This is a genomic window from Lysinibacillus sp. RU7 (assembly GCF_057837305.1).
Genome location: NZ_JBYQFK010000018.1, coordinates 70,664 through 89,139 on the forward strand (window position 1 = coordinate 70,664; position 18,476 = coordinate 89,139).

At 36.5% G+C, this 18,476-nt stretch carries 26 protein-coding genes and 1 tRNA gene; 21 read left to right on the top strand and 6 right to left on the bottom strand.

All coding sequences use genetic code 11. From position 1 onward, the window contains the following. Positions 1-8 precede the first annotated feature (8 nt). The 4 genes from AC3II9_RS13925 to AC3II9_RS13940 all read left to right on the top strand — a co-directional run bounded on the left by AC3II9_RS13925 (position 9) and on the right by AC3II9_RS13940 (position 2,242). Complete coding sequence (locus AC3II9_RS13925; protein WP_489156346.1) at positions 9-185, top strand: hypothetical protein; 177 nt, start codon at positions 9-11, stop codon at positions 183-185. 49 nt (positions 186-234) lie between these two features. Then, positions 235-522 carry a hypothetical protein gene (locus tag AC3II9_RS13930; protein ID WP_489156348.1) on the top strand — a complete coding sequence of 96 codons (288 nt, stop codon included), beginning with the start codon at positions 235-237 and terminating at the stop codon, positions 520-522. 110 nt (positions 523-632) lie between these two features. Then, positions 633-1,265: a LysE family transporter gene (locus AC3II9_RS13935; protein WP_431026930.1), complete on the top strand. Its 633-nt coding sequence runs from the start codon at positions 633-635 to the stop codon at positions 1,263-1,265. 110 nt (positions 1,266-1,375) lie between these two features. Beyond that, on the top strand, positions 1,376-2,242 hold the full coding sequence (locus AC3II9_RS13940; RefSeq protein WP_489156350.1) for a M23 family metallopeptidase: 867 nt from the start codon (positions 1,376-1,378) through the stop codon (positions 2,240-2,242). 152 nt (positions 2,243-2,394) lie between these two features. Here the strand turns inward: AC3II9_RS13940 and AC3II9_RS13945 are convergent, their stop codons facing one another. After that, positions 2,395-3,399 (bottom strand): nucleoid-associated protein, encoded by a 1,005-nt coding sequence (locus AC3II9_RS13945; protein WP_489156352.1) that lies wholly within the window; start codon positions 3,397-3,399, stop codon positions 2,395-2,397. Positions 3,400-3,547: 148 nt separating this feature from the next. Further along, positions 3,548-4,036 (bottom strand): hypothetical protein, encoded by a 489-nt coding sequence (locus AC3II9_RS13950; protein WP_489156354.1) that lies wholly within the window; start codon positions 4,034-4,036, stop codon positions 3,548-3,550. Between the two features lie 428 nt (positions 4,037-4,464). Here AC3II9_RS13950 and AC3II9_RS13955 point away from each other — a divergent pair, with 428 nt between their 5' ends. Next, positions 4,465-5,454, top strand: coding sequence for an aminoglycoside phosphotransferase family protein (locus AC3II9_RS13955; protein WP_489156356.1), 990 nt, complete (start codon positions 4,465-4,467; stop codon positions 5,452-5,454). A gap of 55 nt (positions 5,455-5,509) precedes the next feature. Here the strand turns inward: AC3II9_RS13955 and AC3II9_RS13960 are convergent, their stop codons facing one another. Together AC3II9_RS13960 and AC3II9_RS13965 are read right to left on the bottom strand one after the other, a co-directional pair. Beyond that, positions 5,510-6,475: a leucine-rich repeat domain-containing protein gene (locus AC3II9_RS13960; protein ID WP_489156357.1), complete on the bottom strand. Its 966-nt coding sequence runs from the start codon at positions 6,473-6,475 to the stop codon at positions 5,510-5,512. 111 nt (positions 6,476-6,586) lie between these two features. Further along, a complete protein-coding gene (locus AC3II9_RS13965) occupies positions 6,587-6,823 on the bottom strand; it encodes a hypothetical protein (RefSeq protein ID WP_489156359.1) in 237 nt (78 codons plus the stop codon). Between the two features lie 217 nt (positions 6,824-7,040). Between AC3II9_RS13965 and AC3II9_RS13970 the strand changes: the two genes are divergently transcribed. The 9 genes from AC3II9_RS13970 to AC3II9_RS14010 all read left to right on the top strand — a co-directional run bounded on the left by AC3II9_RS13970 (position 7,041) and on the right by AC3II9_RS14010 (position 14,094). Further along, positions 7,041-7,370, top strand: coding sequence for a redox protein (locus AC3II9_RS13970; protein WP_489156361.1), 330 nt, complete (start codon positions 7,041-7,043; stop codon positions 7,368-7,370). Between the two features lie 101 nt (positions 7,371-7,471). After that, the gene (locus AC3II9_RS13975; protein ID WP_489156362.1) at positions 7,472-7,822 is read left to right on the top strand and encodes a DUF5412 family protein; all 351 of its coding nucleotides are present in this window, start codon (positions 7,472-7,474) and stop codon (positions 7,820-7,822) included. A gap of 111 nt (positions 7,823-7,933) precedes the next feature. Then, entirely contained in the window at positions 7,934-8,758 is an 825-nt protein-coding gene (locus tag AC3II9_RS13980; RefSeq protein ID WP_489156363.1) for an EcsC family protein, read from the top strand. A gap of 856 nt (positions 8,759-9,614) precedes the next feature. Continuing rightward, the gene (locus AC3II9_RS13985) at positions 9,615-10,190 is read left to right on the top strand and encodes a hypothetical protein (protein WP_489156364.1); all 576 of its coding nucleotides are present in this window, start codon (positions 9,615-9,617) and stop codon (positions 10,188-10,190) included. A 126-nt stretch (positions 10,191-10,316) separates the two neighbouring features. Then, on the top strand, positions 10,317-10,757 hold the full coding sequence (locus AC3II9_RS13990) for a PH domain-containing protein (RefSeq protein ID WP_489156365.1): 441 nt from the start codon (positions 10,317-10,319) through the stop codon (positions 10,755-10,757). 799 nt (positions 10,758-11,556) lie between these two features. Continuing rightward, entirely contained in the window at positions 11,557-12,054 is a 498-nt protein-coding gene (gene sigV / locus AC3II9_RS13995; protein WP_391370466.1) for an RNA polymerase sigma factor SigV, read from the top strand. Then, complete coding sequence (gene rsiV / locus AC3II9_RS14000; RefSeq protein WP_489156366.1) at positions 12,054-12,926, top strand: anti-sigma-V factor RsiV; 873 nt, start codon at positions 12,054-12,056, stop codon at positions 12,924-12,926. The genes sigV and rsiV overlap by 1 nt, the downstream gene beginning before the upstream one ends. Before the next feature lie 325 nt (positions 12,927-13,251). Next, positions 13,252-13,806: a GNAT family N-acetyltransferase gene (locus AC3II9_RS14005; protein WP_489156367.1), complete on the top strand. Its 555-nt coding sequence runs from the start codon at positions 13,252-13,254 to the stop codon at positions 13,804-13,806. A gap of 215 nt (positions 13,807-14,021) precedes the next feature. Next, positions 14,022-14,094, top strand: a tRNA-Val gene (locus AC3II9_RS14010). Between the two features lie 119 nt (positions 14,095-14,213). Here the strand turns inward: AC3II9_RS14010 and AC3II9_RS14015 are convergent. Beyond that, positions 14,214-15,203, bottom strand: coding sequence for a site-specific integrase (locus AC3II9_RS14015; protein ID WP_489156389.1), 990 nt, complete (start codon positions 15,201-15,203; stop codon positions 14,214-14,216). Between AC3II9_RS14015 and AC3II9_RS14020 the strand changes: the two genes are divergently transcribed. The 7 genes from AC3II9_RS14020 to AC3II9_RS14050 all read left to right on the top strand — a co-directional run bounded on the left by AC3II9_RS14020 (position 15,156) and on the right by AC3II9_RS14050 (position 18,242). Continuing rightward, a complete protein-coding gene (locus tag AC3II9_RS14020; protein ID WP_489156369.1) occupies positions 15,156-15,437 on the top strand; it encodes a hypothetical protein in 282 nt (93 codons plus the stop codon). The genes AC3II9_RS14015 and AC3II9_RS14020 overlap by 48 nt on opposite strands. Further along, on the top strand, positions 15,437-15,652 hold the full coding sequence (locus AC3II9_RS14025; protein ID WP_489156370.1) for a hypothetical protein: 216 nt from the start codon (positions 15,437-15,439) through the stop codon (positions 15,650-15,652). Before AC3II9_RS14020 ends, AC3II9_RS14025 begins: the two co-directional genes overlap by 1 nt. Continuing rightward, positions 15,652-15,789: an XkdX family protein gene (locus AC3II9_RS14030; protein WP_489156372.1), complete on the top strand. Its 138-nt coding sequence runs from the start codon at positions 15,652-15,654 to the stop codon at positions 15,787-15,789. The genes AC3II9_RS14025 and AC3II9_RS14030 overlap by 1 nt, the downstream gene beginning before the upstream one ends. 157 nt (positions 15,790-15,946) lie before the next feature. Then, on the top strand, positions 15,947-16,291 hold the full coding sequence (locus AC3II9_RS14035; RefSeq protein WP_489156391.1) for an Ig-like domain-containing protein: 345 nt from the start codon (positions 15,947-15,949) through the stop codon (positions 16,289-16,291). 275 nt (positions 16,292-16,566) lie between these two features. Further along, a complete protein-coding gene (locus AC3II9_RS14040) occupies positions 16,567-16,962 on the top strand; it encodes a BclA C-terminal domain-containing protein (RefSeq protein WP_489156393.1) in 396 nt (131 codons plus the stop codon). A gap of 84 nt (positions 16,963-17,046) precedes the next feature. Continuing rightward, the gene (locus AC3II9_RS14045) at positions 17,047-17,475 is read left to right on the top strand and encodes a phage holin family protein (RefSeq protein WP_489156374.1); all 429 of its coding nucleotides are present in this window, start codon (positions 17,047-17,049) and stop codon (positions 17,473-17,475) included. Further along, the gene (locus tag AC3II9_RS14050) at positions 17,472-18,242 is read left to right on the top strand and encodes an N-acetylmuramoyl-L-alanine amidase (protein WP_489156376.1); all 771 of its coding nucleotides are present in this window, start codon (positions 17,472-17,474) and stop codon (positions 18,240-18,242) included. The genes AC3II9_RS14045 and AC3II9_RS14050 overlap by 4 nt, the downstream gene beginning before the upstream one ends. A 17-nt stretch (positions 18,243-18,259) precedes the next feature. Here AC3II9_RS14050 and AC3II9_RS14055 read toward each other — a convergent pair. Then, a partial coding sequence (locus AC3II9_RS14055; RefSeq protein ID WP_489156378.1) for a hypothetical protein occupies positions 18,260-18,476 on the bottom strand: 217 nt, incomplete at its 5' end.

Sequence of the window (18,476 nt, forward strand, 5' to 3'; positions counted from 1 at the left end):
GGGATTTGATGAAGTATACAATACGTGTGTTTATTTTCTGTTTACTGTTCTTTGTTATTCAATATTATGTCCTTGACAAACATATTGAGAATGCGGCGATGGGTAGTGGTGCATTTTTAATTATATTGATGATAACGAAGAAAATCGATGAAATTAGTGAGTCAAAAAATGATTGTAATGATTAATATTCAAAAAGAAATTTCGTCATAAAGTGTTTTGAAAAGGGGGAGTACATTGAAAAAGAGATGGCTTGTTTTCATAGCACTAGTAGTGATTATGTTCTGTTTATTTATGTCACCTACAATTGCATTGCGGACGCATTTATTTTTACTTGGGCATCCGATTGTAGCGTTTGAAACAGAGTTAAAAAAAATTGAGAGCTGGAATGACATTGGTGACAATGCACAACTGTATGAGCTAACAATACCACCATTCGAAACAGCTACTCAATCACACTTAGAAACCTTTTTAGTTAAGCAGTATGGCATTTTTTACATTCCTCAATTTTATGTGGATGTTTGAGGATAAAATTAGAAGCGTTTTTATTTTTGTTGATTACACACGAAAATTATGTATAATTATTTCAAACGGAGAATTAATATACAAATAGTGTTTGAAAGAAGTTATGACTTTTGGATGTGTATTTGAAGTTTGTGCTAGTTGGTTTATCGATTGCTTTACCCGTTGGAGCAATCACGGTTGAAATGACGAAACAAGGTTTAAAAAACGGATTTTTTCACGGTTGGGCTGTAGGTCTTGGTGGCATGACTATTGATGTGCTACTCATATTGGCTCTCTATTTTGGATTAGCAAAGATTTTATCCCTGCCTTATGTCCAGCTGCCATTGTGGATCATTGGAGCCGGTTTCTTATTTATGTTAGCCTATGACTCTATTAAAAATGCTGATCAAGATATTACATTAGCAGGTGAAAAGGTGAATAAATCACTTTCGAAAACGTATCGAAATGGTTTATTTGTAGCCGTATCGCCAGGGAATTTAGTGTTTTGGATATCCGTATTTGGTGCTGTGTTAGCAGACTCCTATGTGACGAATGAATCGGTCGGTTTTATCATTGCAGCGATAGGGATTTTAACGGGCATTTTATTACATGATGTAGGGTTATTAATGATTGTTTCAATTACGAGGAAAGTCATGAATCGTCAAATGATTAAATGGACCTCAATTATAGGAGGCATTTTATTATTCGGGTTTGGCTGCTACTTCCTGTATGAATTTTACTTAGCTATTCAAGCATATATTTGATTTTTGAAGCTAGAGGATTTTCGGTAATCCTTTAGCTTTTTTATTTTTGAAACATTTGGTTAATTTTTCCGTATAGTATAGAGAGTCTATGAATGATGCAGGAGGTAATCATGAGAAATACATATCATCAACCGATTGATCCGGAACAATTTGGTACACATTTCTATCAAGGTGATTATGAAATGATTTATAACCAAGCGATTACGCCGTTTCGAGAATTAGTATCACTTGAACAATTTGTAGAGCTGGCAGCTTCATTTAATCAAGGGGTAGCTAGTTATCAGTTAGCTTATCGTACGTCTATAGAAAGCTTGATACATTACGTTTGGTTAGATGATCAAAAAGTAAAGGCAATAGACGTCTTCTTTGATGAACAGGGCATTATACATAGTCTTTCTGTGAAGCCTTATGTCACTTATCCAAGCAGTGATAAGCTATACACGCAAAATAGTTATTGTATGCCAGTAAAAGGGGAGTGGTTTGTTGTTTGGGGTGGAACAAACGAATTTATTAACTACCACTATGCTTATGAAAACCAACGCTATGCGTATGATTTAGTCCAAGTTCAAAATGGTGTCTCTTATAAAGATACACCATTGCGAAATGAAAATTTCTATGCTTTTAATCAGCCAATATTTGCTCCAGCAGATGGAAAAGTCGTGAAAGTTTTGGATGGCCTAAAAGACAATGTGCCAGGTGAAATGGATTCTAGTAATCCTGGGGGAAATTATGTCATCATTGAACATGAGCATCAAGAATATAGTTTGCTTGCCCATTTGAAACAATCCTCTATTATAGTGAATGAGGGAGACATGGTGAAGGAAGGGCAATGTATAGGGAGATGTGGCAATTCAGGCAATTCATCAGAAACCCATTTGCATTTTCACATAATGGATTGTGCTGATTTCACAAAAGCAAAATCTATTCGTATACGTTTTAAAGATGGAAAAGAACCGATTCAAGGGGATGTCATTTAAATGTCAAGGTATTAACGATAAGTAATCTTTTTCTTCTTACTGCTCGTATTATTGCGCAATTTTTTTAATAGAAGTCCTTAAAGTTTGTACAATGAGAAATAGCAGTTTCCAAGTATACGGAAACTGCTGTTTTTAGTTATAAAGGAAATCTGTCATACTTCCTCTTGGAAATAAATTTTATAAAACTTTCGATTAGTTGCTTCGTCATAGCCGACTTCAATAAGTTCGCTCACTTGCTCGATATTGCGTACATTCACTTGAATTTCAATATTAGAATCGAGTTTAATTTTACGCTTGTACGTTTTTTCGACCTTTTCCAGTGCACTTTCAGAAATAATCGTTTCATAAGGTTTGACCATATTGACGATAATATCTTTTTGTACTGAATCGGTTTGTTCGAAAACGGTATCAATATAGTCGCTTACTTCGAATTCTTCCTCGTTTCTAAAATAATCGAGCGTTTTGTTTAAAAGACCTAGCTTCTCGGTATTGGAAAAGCTATCTTCTTTTAAAATATATTTTTTACATTCTGTTAAGGCTAAATTCGTTTTATAATAATGTTCGTCGGCTGCCTTAATTTTTAAAAAGCGCTCTTGCCAGTAAACGACATCTTCCTTCTTTTTCGTCTTAATAAAGACAGCAGGTGGTTCGTCTGCCCCCATATCGACAATAATCGCAATATTATTGATTTTCTTCACATTGATTCCATCGATGCCATTGACGGTCATTTTGTTTTGGTCGTTTTTCACATCAAGGAATATTTCCTTTTCATCCACTTTTACAATCGCAATCACTTTTTTGATGTCCGTATGCCAAAAACAATGTTCGAACAACCCTACAAACAATTCGCCGTCTTTAATATTTGGGTGTTGAGACGCACTATGTAAATGGGTAGCGATGTGTTGTGATTGTTCAAGGAAACTAGTTGGAGAATCGAATATCGATTTGACATAGGTGTACACTTCATTTAATCCAAGATTTGTTTCATGAAAAAATTCGTATTGTTGCTCCCAATCTATTTTATTGAACGCCAGTTGTGTAAAGGCTGCTTCTAGCATGACTTCTGGTTGAGAAAATGCGCCTTCTCCTAAAATAAGCGTATCGCTTACATAATGTACAACATACTGTGATAATTTACTTTCACTTACATCTAGCATAGTTTTCCCCTCATTATTAGTTTTATAGAGACTATACCATATCATACTTTACGCTATATTTTCATGTGTTTTATTTAAGTGAACGAGAACAGGTGGGAGGAAGTTTTGTGAACTTGAAAATAAATACAAATGGCATCAATCGTTTTAATTATTGATGCCACTCTAATAAATAAATTTGTTGCTCATCTTTTTTCAATAGGGCAATAAAGTAGTCATAACCATCATTTTTTTCTTTGTAGAAGTAGTAGTCGCCAATTTTCACTTCAATAGGGTGAGCTTTAAAAGCATTTTTTACTTCTTCACTCGTAGATACCATTGAAGTAGTGGTTGTTACGAAATGAGCAATTTTTTTACTCGCTTCTTCTACATTTTCCGCAGTAAGAGCTATCATACCAGTGTCTTCAACATTCAGTTTTGTTTCTTTGTATTGTAAAATATAAAACCATTCACCATCTCCGTTAAAACTAGAAGGAGACGCGACAATTTCCTGCAACTCATCTGGCTGAGGGAGATGAATACCCCATTTTTCTTTATAAAAATAAACGATGTTGAATGGATTGTTTGTCGATGTTGTAAACCAAATATAAAATCCACTGGTCAAAATAATGCAGCCTATCATAATCAACCATTTTTTCATCCAATCACCTCTCTGATATAAGACGAGGTGATTGTTTTTATGTTCCTATTTAAGGAATAATATGTATGTTTTTATACTGAAGGATTTTATTTTTTATTAAAATATTGGATGAGCTAGTTTCAGGGGCTCCCAGGTCTCTAAGCGTTACCTATTCTCTAGTTTTATCAACAAGCATCTTATCTCGTAGCATTCTTAGTTTCTAATAATGAACTAAAATAGTGGAAAAATCATTTTTTATTTACTCGTTTTCGTAATTCGTTCGTCTTAAGGAGAAAGGAGGCACATTAGGAAGCAATCCGGGTGTACAGGGTTGCTTTTTTTTAGAAGTAACATCAACTGAAAATTATAAAATGAACATCCCCCAATCGTAGAGTTACTCCTGCGAATAAGATATAAAGGAAGGAATTTTGGAGGAGAGGGGGAACAAGATGGATAGAAAACTTCGAATTAAAGCGATGCTAAAAGAACATTACAACATACATGCAAGGCATATTGAGCAACTACCAGGTGGCTGGTCTGCGTTAGCTTACCTAATTACAGACTATCGTAAAAAGTATTTCTTGAAGGTATATGATAAAAGAAGAGCTGCAGCTAAGCTGTGGATTGATGCAATCGATCGGTATATTCCGCTAGTTGATTGGCTGCAACATCATACCGCATTAAAGCATCATCTTGCAGAGTCGATACTTACAAAAACGAAACAATATTACTGTGAAGATGGGGAGTATGTGTATTTACTGTCAGAGTTTGTAGAAGGCTATACAATTGGTGGGAATTTTTTGAATTTTAATCAAGTGAATGAGTTAGCGAAAATACTCGGAACGCTTCATAGTAGTACGGCTCATGTGCCACTCAATTTAATTCAGCGCCAAACACAAGAAAATTTTAATACGGATTTTTGTGACGCCTTCTCCTCTTTTATCAAAAATGATTTGGCGTCCATACATGATAATGTATTACGAGTAGTGAGACCTTTTAAGCAAGAGTTGATAAGTAGTATTAATAGAATGAAGTACTTATCTAATAAGCTAAAACAAAAGTCATTACCATTTGTCCTTTGTCACGCTGATCCACACAATTGGAATATTATCCAAGGAAGAGATTTGATGTTGATTGATTGGGAATGTGTGACCATTGCGCCAAAGGAACAAGATTTAATTTTGCATATCACACCACCGTATGCAAGGCAGTTCATCATGGAATATAAAAAATATATGCCTTATCAGTCGCTGGATTTAGATGCATTTGAGTTTTATTTTCTGAAAAGAAGACTTGGTGATATTTGGGAATGGATAAAGGATTTACGGTATCAACAAAGTATTAAATCGGAAGATACAGTACTGAAGTTTCTTAAATTAAACATAATCGATTGTACAAAAAGAGCACGGTTTAGAGCCTTTTTGCAGCCACTTATATAACAAGCCGCCCAAAAGTGAGTGAACCGCTCACTTTTGAGACAGCCTTATTGGTAGATTATTGTGCTTGCATAATGGACTCTGAAATAATGAGGCCTTGTCTATTTTCAAGTAGTGTCCAATCTGTTACCTGTTCCTTCGAAAGGTAGAGAAATTTCAACTGCTTTAATGTGACAAGTGGTTGGATAGAAGTGACGTTTGTTTCTCGAATATCTAAGTTCATCAGGCGTGTTAAATGTGATGCGGGTGATAAATCGGACACGTTTGTATGGGCAATCTGTAGTACTTCAAGATGAGGCAAATTTTGTACGAAATCAATGGAATCGATTGGATTGCCACTTAAAGATAGATTTGTTAAATTGGTTAAATTTTCGAATGATGTTGTATGGACATCCTGGATGGAATTATTAACTGCAATGAAAATCGTTAAGTTTGCAAGGTGTTGGATAGGGTGAATCGAAGTAACAGCATTGTTTGTAATGTCTAAATATTTTAAGGAAGAAAGTTGTTGTAATGGTGTTAAGTCTTGCACGTCATTATCGATAATGGAAAGTGATTCTACATTTTTAAGAGCACTTAGATGGTTAATTTTTTCTAAATCATTATTGATTAATGTTAGTCCTTTTAATTGTGTCAAGGATGAAAAATCCAAATGATACAGTGGGGTATCTGTAATCGTTAAGTGCTGCAGTGTCGTTAATGAATGAATGCTAGATAGATTTTTTATTGGAACAGAGATGACAAGGCTTTTTAAATTTGTCATTGCTTGTAAGGCGACATGCAACGTTGGATCATCCTCGTGAATCGTAAATTCACTTATTCGTTTGAAGTCATCGTCCGAAAGCTCTTCGATACGAAGCCCCATTTGTTCACAAATCGTTTGTTTTAATTTTTCAGAAATGTCCAGTGTTAGTTGAGTCGTTGTGCTAACGGGAGCTGTTAAGTTAGGGGCGTCCTTTACAGCTTGTTCTTCACAGCCAATTAGTGGTAATAAAGTGAGCACCAGAAATCCGAATTTTTTCATTGGCATTTCCCCCTTAATTTGTGACGAGTGATTTAAATAAATCGTGGCCATATTGAGATTTACCTTCTATAAATTCAAAAACATAAGAAGCATTGTATACACCTAAAAAGACTAACACTGTATGTTCTTCCAATTGATGTCCTCGATATTCAACATGATCGTAGTCAAAAGTATGGCTAAAAGGATGTTCATATCCGTTTTCCCCGTAATCGCTAAAGAAAAAAAGTGATTTTCTGCATCAATTTGAACAGGTGGGTCGCTAATCATGCGAAACGGTAAATTTAATATTTCGCTTAAACGTTGTTGGACATCGTTGTCTAAGCTGTCAGGAGTAAATGTTTCTTGCATGGGACGAGGCTACGGTTCATTCGATGCACTAAAATGTCCAACAAATACACCAACGGCAAAACACAACAATAATATGCCCATAAAGCGACTCTTTTTTACTATCCAATAAATCCTCCGCTACGATACATTTTCCACTAGGGTATTTGTTATGAGAGTGTACATATACTACTGCTTTACGCTAAAATGGAAGTATAGGTTAGATGGAGGCAGTGTAAAAGTGGAAGCAAAAAAGATCGAAATAGCATGTCAATCATGTGGGCATCAAGTTGAAATTGATTTTAATGAGGCGCAATTTTCATCGCAAATTGCCATCATCAACGGCAAAAAGAAGGAAAGTCGAACATTTTTTCAGCCGTGTCCACATTGCGGACAATTAAATACCGTTACAAGTGAAAATAAGGAAGAGTGGGGCAAGCGAAAAGGACCGAATGTGAAGGCGTTTATGTTTTCAGGGTTTTTATCGTGTTTTGGAATCATCGCGGTATCCATTCTTTTAGCATACTTTGCATTTAAAGGGCTAGGGATAGTTTTCGACTGGATTTTTTAATAAAGTCTTAACTTAGAGAAAAGTTAAGGCTTTTTTCATTTGCATCTAAATGAAACTTACATGATTTGTAAAACGTTTATGATGTGAAAGGGGTGGTCATAATGAAGCGTTTGTTTTTATTGTGGGGAATGATTTTCGCACTTTTACTCGGAGGCGTTATTTATTATGTGTTTTTTGATTGGAGCCGATTTAAAGGCGAGCTCATTGAAACGGCTACTTCACCTAATGGGACATACACGGTAACTATTTATCGCTCGAATGGCCATGCGACGACACCCATTATGCTACTAGGCGAATTACAATTTAACGATGCCGTTAGACGCCCAAAGAAAATCTATTGGGCAAAAGGAGAATCGGTAAAAGTCGAATGGTTAGAAGAGAATATTGTAAAAATTAACGGAACCGTTCTGAACGTACCGAAAGAACGATATGATTTTCGTTTAGACTTATAAATAATGGCATTTCTACTTCAAAGAACATGCGTGTATTTTTGCTGTGTGTTTGAAACTTTTGGTTAAGTTATACGTAATAGAAAAAAGAGTCGAAATCATAAGGAGACGAGCATGGAGACAAAAGAACAATTAACAGTGCATTTACAAATGATTGAGGAATGGGAAAAAGATCAAAAAGGGTTATGGTTTTGGGAAAAGCTCGGTCGTTTGCCGTTTAAAATTTTAGATAAGCTGACGCCTGCTTTTATTCAAGAAAAAATAGCTTTGTTAGTATCGGAATTAGGTAGCTATATTCAAACAGGTGGACGTTATTTAATTAGTGAGGAAGCGGTGTTGAAGAAGATTCGGTCTGTTACATGGCAGCCAATCGAAACGATTCAAGATGTAGGAAAGATTCCGTTAGCTGAAATGATTACATTAAGTGAGGAGCTACAAAAAAGTCGTGTGAAACTGGCTACTGTACAGGGCGCTTCCACAGGCTTTGGTGGTCTCTTTACGCTAGCAATTGATATTCCAGTTATTTTAGGTATGGCTTTAAAAACGCTTCAGGAAATTGCGATGATTCATGGGTACGATCCAAATGACAAACAGGAACGCATTTTTATCGTGAAATGTTTACAGTTTGCCTCTGCGGATATTGTTGGGAAAGAGGCCGTTTTAACAGAACTGGCTACGATGCATGAAGACAAAAGGGCAACTGCCAGCATGATTTCACAATTGCAAGGATGGCAGGAAGTATTTTTCACGTATCGTGATTCATTTGGCTGGAAAAAACTATTCCAAATGGTACCGATAGCTGGGATGATTTTTGGTGCGTATGCGAATAAAACGATGATCAATGATATAGCAGAAGCGGGCATCATGCTTTACCGAAAAAGAAGAATTTATGAAAAATTATATGATATTAATGAAAGACCTATATCTACAACAGAATAAATGATTGACGTAAATAAGCCAACCATGTAAAAGTTGGCTTATTTTAATTGTTTTTTGAAATAATAATATGGCGTGTTCATGAGGTATTGTTTACATGTACAAGATCCTACTTTACGTAATGTTCTTGTACATTGAAGTTACATAATTCCGGTATTATTGCCCAATTTCATATACTGCAATAAAAAAATATAAGCCGATATAGCATAGGTATCTCAGTTCCATTACTAAATACCCCATATACTATATTACACCCTTTATATAACTGGTTTATTGTGTCATGGAATACAGTAAGGTGCTTTACGGAAGTAGTAATCAGTTAGTTTTATATAAGTTGAATTTATGATGCACAGAAGCTAGAAACATTTGTATTTGTGCATGAAACGCCGTATGAGCGCGGAGAACGAGCTATACAGAGAGGCTTGGAATGTGCGGCTAGCGCAAATGCTTTTAAACAAAATTAATTCACAGCCTTAATGTTTTTATATGCTATTAACATATGTTGTTGCCATGCATATGAGTATATTCACATGATATGGAAGGGAGTTAGTCAAAAGGGGCGTTTTGAAAAGACATATGCCCATTCCAATAAAATATAGCGGAGAGGTTATAAAAATAGATAGTAAACAGTTTTTATGCTCGTTTCGAAAGAGGGAGCCATTTCTATATAAACTTTCATACAAATAGAGTAATGTTCAAGAAATTAAGTGTGATTACCTCCTGAAAAGTATCCCTTTATTTTTATAAGTGGGTGGATAGGGCAATACATGTTTATGAAATAGTAACGTTCGGTGTCTATAAATGTAAGAAAGGATGCACATAGTGTTTTAAAGTACTGTGAAGTAAGGGAGTGATGAAAATGTTTTTCGTGTTTATGAAAGATCAGGAAATAAAAATCCGTAATATGGGGCGTATGGATGCCTACTTTGTGACCGTACAAATGGGTGAAATACAATTTATGCTTCGAGAGTTAGGATCTAAATATTCCGTTAGTTTTTCTGTTCCAGACGATGTACAGCGGGCAGAGGTGCTAGCTGTTACGGAGAAAAACATGATTACTCAGGAGTTTGAGCGGGAGCTATCGGGGAAATTTACGGAGCGTATTAAGCAGCTCATTCCGAAAGAAACGATTATAAACATATTATTTGACGATTTATATTCCTTAGATGTACCGAAAGAACATCCGTTATTTTCTAAGCATGAGTTAATTGAACCATTTGTTGAGTTAATGTTTCTTGAAAGTGAAACAGTGTATCAAGAAAAAGGTGAAGAAATGAAGGAGTATGAGAACTATTTATACGAATTGCACGGCATTCAACTGAAGAAATTAAAAGGGATGGATATTTTGCTCGCTAAATGTGTAACAGCCATGACCTACTTACATTTAACAAAGGAAGAAATGGCAAAGTATTTTTTGAAAATATTACGTATTTAATGAGTAACCGGTATGTGATGAACATATCGGTTTTTTATGCTGCGAGTAACGGGAAAGCATGTATTCTAGTATAACGATGAAACCCTTCATACAGCTATCCGTATATATGATTAAGAGGTGTTCAAGATGATCTTTTTGCCGAAGTATGATCGTTCTTTTAAACATTTTATGATGACCGTAATCCTGTTTTGTGCAGCTTGTTTTTTCTTACCGTTTCTCATTTCGTCGTTTGATATTATGCTGTTATGGATAATGATTGGGCTATATATTGTTGTTGTCGGTGTCTTTTTGTGGACGATGTTAACGATCCGCTATACGTTTCGGGCTACGTATTTACAGGTGACGGGTGGACCATTTCATATAAAAATTCCGTATAAGCAAATGACTCACATTACACGTACTACTGATATGCGGTCAGGTTTGCATCTGATGACATCAAAGGATGGGCTGGCGATTTACTATCAATCGGCGAAACGGAGTGAGTTTAAAATTTCACCAGCTAAGCAACAGGCCTTTTTGGAAGAATTACTAAAACGCGCTCCGCAAATACAATTATATATCAATTAATTGATAGAGTTGATAATACATGCTATTATCAGCTCTATTTTTTATTACTCGTAATGAGCAAAAATATATACTAAAAACACCAGGTAAATAGTAAAAGATATTAAAAGAAGGCATAATCATAGCCTCCGCGCTTTGCCACAGCCTACACAGGAGCTAAAACAGGCGTGGCCTGTTTGGATCTCCTGTTCCTGCTCCTGACGCTCCGCTTTCGTCGCAAAGAAAATCTTGGCTCCTGTGGCGATGGCGCGCTACGGCAAAAAGTGAATACTTCTCGATATTCTAGAAAAACATTTCTCTTCTCTAAAAGAAATCGATTTCTCTCTATTCGCAAGTATAATTGTTCAGCCTCTACCGTAATGAATGAGAATCTTTCATTATTTTTTAGCAACCGATTATTTGATGGAACAATAGTTGCTTGTAGAGAAGGCACGAGAGTGTAGCTGACGGCATGCCCCTTTCGCTACAGAGCAAAGCTTCCTACGGGAAAAGCGAGACAATCAAGACCCCGCAGGAAATTTATTTGCGACGAAAGCGTAGCGACAGGAGCACCGAAGAATGAGCGACGAGGAGGCTTGATCTCGCCCGTGGAAAGCGAGTGCCGGAGCGGAAAGCAACGGTTACTTAAATGGTAATATGTGTTTAGAAATTTACTCGTTACGAGTTTATTACTAAATGTGTTTGATACAATAGTTGCGCTAACCAAAAATAAAAATATATTTTTTCTTTCAACTTTTTCTAGCCTCTTATCCGTCTAGTTTATGTATACAATGAAAAATGCTGAAAAAGGAGCCTTTAGGAGATGGAGCATCAACATGTTGAGCAAGTATTCGTGACATTTATCCGCGCAAACAAAGAACGATTTTATTTACTTGCTTATAGCTACACGAAAAACGAGCAAGATGCACTCGACATAGTGCAAGATAGTATTCAAAAAGCGTTGCAATCGCTACATACTTTACAAAATGAACAACAACTCAAAAGTTGGTTTTATAAAATTGTCGTGAGAACTGCTATTGATTTTTTACGAAAAAACAAACGGATGCAAGTGATGGATGACGAGCAATTAGCCTTTTTTTCACCGCATCAAATGGACACATATGAAAATACAGACCTAGATGATGCGCTCGATACATTACCGCCTGCTTATCGTGAAGTCGTGATTTTACGCTATTTTGAGGATTTAAAAATCGAGGATGTAGCGCACATATTAGATACGAATGTCAATACAATTAAATCCAGAATCTACAAAGCATTAAAGTTACTTAAAATCCAATTAACGAAAGAGGAGATGTTCTGATGGACGAGTTAAAGAAATTAGAGGAAAAATATCGTAACGTACCGATTCCGGAAAATTTAGATGCTGTTGTCGAAGCGAGCTTAAAAAAGGGGCGTAAAAAACGAGCGCCTAAATGGTTGTTAGGTGCAGCAGCCGCGGCTGCTTTATTTACAGCTAGTGTGAATATGAGCCCGACAATGGCGCGGGCATTAGTGGATGTTCCCGTGCTTGGTAGTGTTGTGGAAGTGTTAACTTTTGTGCATTATGAGACGGAAGAGGACACATATTCAGCAAATATTGATGTGCCGAAAATTACTGGTAGCTCGGATGAGATTAATGCGTTAAATGAAAAATACGCAGCAGAAGGCAAAGCACTATACGAGCAGTTCCAACAAGATATGAAAGGCATGGAGCAAGCAAATGGGGGACACTTAGGTGTAGACAGTGGCTACGTTGTGGCAACAGATACTGAGCAACTGTTATCAATCGGTCGTTATGTAGTCGAAACAGTCGGTTCTTCTTCAACAGTCATGCACTACGATACAATCGATAAACAAAAAGAAATCGTGCTGACATTACCAAGTCTATTTAAAGATGATCAATATATTTCTGTCATTAGCGAGTACGTTATAGCACAAATGCGTGAGGAAATGCTGGCATCGAATCAAGAAAAAGTGTATTGGGTAAAAGGCGGAGGTATTCCGGACGAAGAAGTATTTTATGCTTTTACTACCATTAAACCTGATCAAAACTTCTATATTACAGCGGACAATAAACTTGTTATTGTGTTTGATAAATACGAAGTAGCACCTGGCTATATGGGAGTTGTCGAATTCGAAATGCCGACAGAGCTACTGGCGGATATACTAATGAGCGAAGAATATATTAAATAACCAACCAGCTACCAACCGATTTTGAATAGGCAGAGGAAATGTGTTCTGAAAGCGAGCACATTTCCTTTTTATTTTTTGGCATGATCATTTCCTTCGTAAAAATACGGGTGAAACGCATAAAATCATTGATGAAAGCGTATTTACATGTAATAGCTATGTATGAGGCATGGTCTTTGTACATGTAGATGACAAAATAGTATCTTTCTGATAGTATTACGTTCTAATATCCAATAAATATCACTGTTTTTCGCCTAATCAGCAAACAAGATAAATGCAATAGCGTTTCAGAAAAATAGAGAGAAAAAAGTTGATGGGAGATGAAGAGATGGTACAAATACAATTAGTAAATCATCATTTAAAATTTGCAGAAAGCATGTCTAACCTATCGTCCGATGAAAAGATCAAAGCGGCGCTAGGCTTAACAGATGAGCAATGCTCTTTAGAAGGAACAAAATCATTTATTCAATTTATTGTCGTGCAAGAAAAAATCGGAAAGCAGTTATCAAGGGTAATTTTAAACGAGGCGAAAGAATTAATTGGCGTCATTACATTAAAATCGATTGATGTAGAGAAGAAAACTGCGCATATCGGCACGTGGATTGGCTCTGCCTATTGGGGAAAGGGCTATAACGAGTTAGCGAAAGAGGCCATTTTAAAAGAAGCCTTTTTACATTTGAATTTAGATTATGTGTTTGCCGGGGCAACGATTCATAATATCCGCTCACAAAAGGCACAAGAAAAGTTACCATATATGAAGCTGCATGTAGACGAGCAATTTCCGGCAGAGCTTCAAAAGATTGAACACGAAACACAGTGTAAATGTATACTGAATGTCATAGAGAAAGCAGATTTTCTTAGCTATTTAGAGAGTAAAAAATGATGTTTCAGATAAATGATATAGCTAAAATAGTCAAAGATGACATTGACCAAGTCGGGGTGTTTTCATTATAAAAAAGGGCATGAGCTTAAACTCATGTCTTATGTTTTTGAATTTAAAGTCGTTAAAAGGTGAAGAGGGAATTTTATTTTCAAAACATACGATTTTCTTCTTTTAATTCTTAGCTTTTTATGTTAGTATTTATTTACAAATAATCCGGTCTTGTAGCTCAGCTGGGAGAGCACCACCTCGACAAGGTGGGGGTCGCAGGTTCGAACCCTGTCGGGACCATATCGCCGAAACCCTTTATTATCAAGGGGTTTCGGCTTTTTTTATTTTCTTTAAAACGTGGAATTTTAACCTTCGAGTGACGAACGAGTGACGAATTTAAAAAAAACTTGTTTTTTGCCTCAAAACAACTTATTAAATGTATCTGTTGCAGCTGCATCATCTTCTTCGGTTACATGGGAATACATATTCATTGTTGTCTTAATATCTTTGTGGCCAAGGCGTTTTTGAATCAACTTCATATTAACACCTTCACTCAGTAGATAGGATGCAGAGGAGTGGCGTAATCCGTGGAAGTTTACATATCTTAATTGACTACGTTGTAAAAACCTTCCCCAGAAACGGGTGATAGCGTGAGGTTGATAGGGGATACCATGAGGGTGAGCAAACAACATATCGACTTCTTTACCTTCTTGATCTTTAAACGGTTTATAGGATGTACCCATGTCTTGACGAATCACTTCTTGTTGTTCGTAAAACGCTTTTAATTCAGCCATAAATTTTTCAGGTAACGTAATTGTACGTTCCTCTTCGGTCTTGGTGCTTTTTAACTTCAAGCCATCCCTTTTGGTATATTGTAAAGAACGACAGATGTGTATTCTATTATTATCCCAATCAATAACGTCTGTCGCTATCCCAGCGATTTCACCACGTCGTAACCCGCCAAAAAGAGCGAGTTTGCAAATAATACGTTGGTGAGGTTCCAGCTTTCCAAATGCTTCTAAAAGGAGAGGGAACTCTGATACCTTATAAAACTGTTCTTTTTCTGTCCTCATTCTTGTTTCTTTCGGCTTTGCAACATCATCCATCGGGTTATGCTCTTTCGCAATAACCTTCCACTTAGCGGTATAATTAAATATCGATTTTAGCGTTTTGTACTTGGCATCAAGAGAACCGCGGTTTAATTCTTTCTCATCATTAAAAAATTTCACGATTTGAAACGTTTGTATATCTCGCATTTTCTTCTGACCAAAATAATCATTTACAATGGATAATGCATTTTCATATTTTTCGGTTGTTGAAGCGCTTAGTTCGGTTTCTGCATAGTTTTTAAACCAACGCCATTGGGTACTGCAACAGGAGTCGTTATTTGGATACGACGTGATGAAAATCTAGTAGTATCTGCATCTATCAGCATGACACAGACAGGTGAGGCTGAAAACTTTGTGCCAATGATTAAAAAAGAGGAGCCAGCACCAGTGCCGAATGTACCAGGTATGTTTGAGGATCAATTCCATTACGAAAATGCAACACCTGTTGATCACATCATTTTACAACTGGACTTACAGCGTTCGTCTTTAATCGCTGACGAAAAAATTCATGTACTGATAGGGGTGATTGACTAATGGAAATCCGTGAACGAGATGAATTTGGTAACTTAAAGCCACCAACCAAAATATTTGGTAGCTTAACTGAAAAAGAAAAAGTGACGGCATTAGGCGCTCAATTAGCGCAAGAAAAGTTAGCAAACATACAGAGTGTGGCTATTATCAATAGTCTAGGTGCTGAATTAGCAAGGGTGAAGCTTAAGATGATAGAAATGGAAGGAGGCGCGTCCTGATGGAATTCTGGGAAATGGCTTATAAATTAAAATGGGTGACGGCTGAACAATTACGTTCAGCTGTTGTTACGGAAAGCAATCCATTCGGTGAAATTACTGTTGAAGAGTACAAAAAAATTACGAAGCAAGAATTTTAAACGCAGCAGTAGCTAGCGTTATTTTTATGCCTATAATTTTGAGAGTTTTTTGAGAGTTTCTTATGTTATTATATTCCTTGGGGAAATAAGTTATAAAGATCTACTGCTGACGGATCGCCGTATGCGATGAAAGTCGCCTGTGCGGTGAAGGCTCGTTATAAAACACAGTTGTGTACAAGACGAGAATAGCGTAAATCAAGCGCCAGTAATTAATGTTCAACATGAGGATGATTCAGAAATTGCAAATGGTGGCATGTCATTTCCATTAAATACAAGTAATCAATTTTGGGAACCGATATTTATTGATCCTGAAGGGGATACTATGTCATTTACTGTGACATCTAGCAATCCAAATATTACTGCTGTTATTTCTAATGGATGGCTTCAAATTAATGCTCCGCAAAGTGCTGATGGTGAAAGTACTACTATTACACTAACTGCAGATGATGGGCACGGAAATACAGTAGATATGGTATTTACTGCTTATGTTAAGTATTATTAATTAATATGCGCTTTAAACCTCACCATTCGGTGGGGTTTCTTTTTGCACATCAGTTCCATATTGTACGGTAACTAAATGCAGCAGTAGCTAGCGTTATTTTTTATGCTTATGATTTTTTTGAGAGTTTTTTGAGAGTTTCATCTGATATTCTGTTTTTGGGAGATAAGTTTTTAAGATCTATCGCTGACGGATCGCCGTATGCGATGAAAGTCGCTTGTACGGTGAAGGCTCGTTATAAAACCGAGATAGAGAAGGTATAAGACGAGAATAGCTCAATAGTATTAAATTCTGCAAGCAACACAACTGGTTCAACGATTTTTGTAATGCCATCGGGAGCAAACATTCCATTACCTAATGATCAACAGTTAAATGATGTGATTATAAATGGCGCAAATGATACTTTCATAGTTCAACAATCAGGAACTTATGAACTTGAGTATCATGTTTATCTCACTACATTAACAGCAATGTCTTCTAGATTGCTACACAATGGTAATTTACTTACTAATAGTGAGGTAATTACAGCGACAGGTCATTTCACTAAAAAAGTCACAGTAAGTCTAACTGCAGGCGATACGTTAAGTTTGCAATTATACAACCAGGTTGGCTTGTTCACATTAGTTAGTGGAGATTCGTCTAAAGTTACAAAATTAAGTATTACAAAGCAATAAGTTTTTGAGGACATGTCATTGCGACGTGTCCTTTTTACTTTACCTTCCACTTCCGTGAAGGGCTTTTATTATGCGAAAAGGAAGGTGTCATATGAAATAGACACACTATATACATCAATCGTAGGCGGCTCCATGGCATGGGTCGCTTATTTTGTTGGTGGCATTGACCACTTAATTAAAGCGTTAGGTATATTTATGGCTATTGATTTTTCACTTGGAATTATGGTTGGATTTTTATTTAAGAATGTTGAAAGTAAAAAGGCGTTCAAAGGATTAATTAAAAAAGTTGCTATGATTTTAATGGTCATCGCAGCAGTACAACTCGACCTAGCGACAGACAGCGGTAACTTCATGCGGAATGCAATGATACTATTCCTTATTGGTATGGAGGGCATTAGTATGATTGAAAACTTAGGAAAGCTCGGCATTCGTGTACCAAAGTTTTTGGCGAATGCCTTTTCGCAATTACAGATGGAAAACGACGATAAGAAAAAGGATGGTGATGAGAAATGATTACAATCAGTCCTGGGCATTGGAAAGTCGGAGGCGCAAAAGACTTAATTGACGAAGTAACAGAAGCACGCCGTGTAGCAAAGCATGTAACAGAAATTTTACGTGCAGCGGGCATCGTTGTAAATTACATTGAAGATAACGTGTCAAAAAATCAACGTGAACACTTATCTTACCTTGTTACGCAGCATAATAAAACTTCTCGACAGTTAGATGTGAGTATTCATTTTAATGCATCAAGCGGTCGTCATTCACGCGGTATGGGCACCGAGGTGCTTTACTACGATGCAAAAGATTTAGCGGCTAAAGTAAGTAAAGCTATCGCAAGTGTATCGGGTCTCATTGATCGTGGCGCTAAACAACGTAAAGAGTTGGCGATTCTTGCAAATACACATAAACCTGCCATCTTGATTGAGGTATGTTTTGTTAACAGTACGGTTGATATTGCCATTTACAATCGAGACTTCGAGAAAATTTGTTATGTGATTGCAGAGCAACTAGCGAAAGCGGTTGGTAAATCATTAAAGCCTTCCACAACTGCAACTGTGGGGGGCAAACCGAATACACGTAATTTAAACATTAATAGCCCGTCATTAAACGACATTGCAGATACTATTTTAGCAAGTAAGACTCACCGTGAAACTATCGTAAATTATGCAATTGCAGAAGGTTCACATGAATCGTGGCGCAAGAAATTAAACGACCGAACTATTACAGATGACGAAATTTTAGTATTAGCTGCTAAAGCAGTGATTGATATGAATAAATAAGTGCAAGCCCGTTACCTTCATTGGTAGCGGGCTTTTTTTAATTGTCGGTATCCGACAATAATTATGACGGACACCGATAAAAAAGTAGTGGCACCGAAAGGAAAATTTCGGAAAACCACCTGTTTATTTTTACCATTAATATTAGTAAGATAGACACAACCCGGGTGTGATGCATTTGCTATAGCAGGTAAAGTACAATTTAAAGAAACGTATCTAGTAGGCTTATTGAAATTG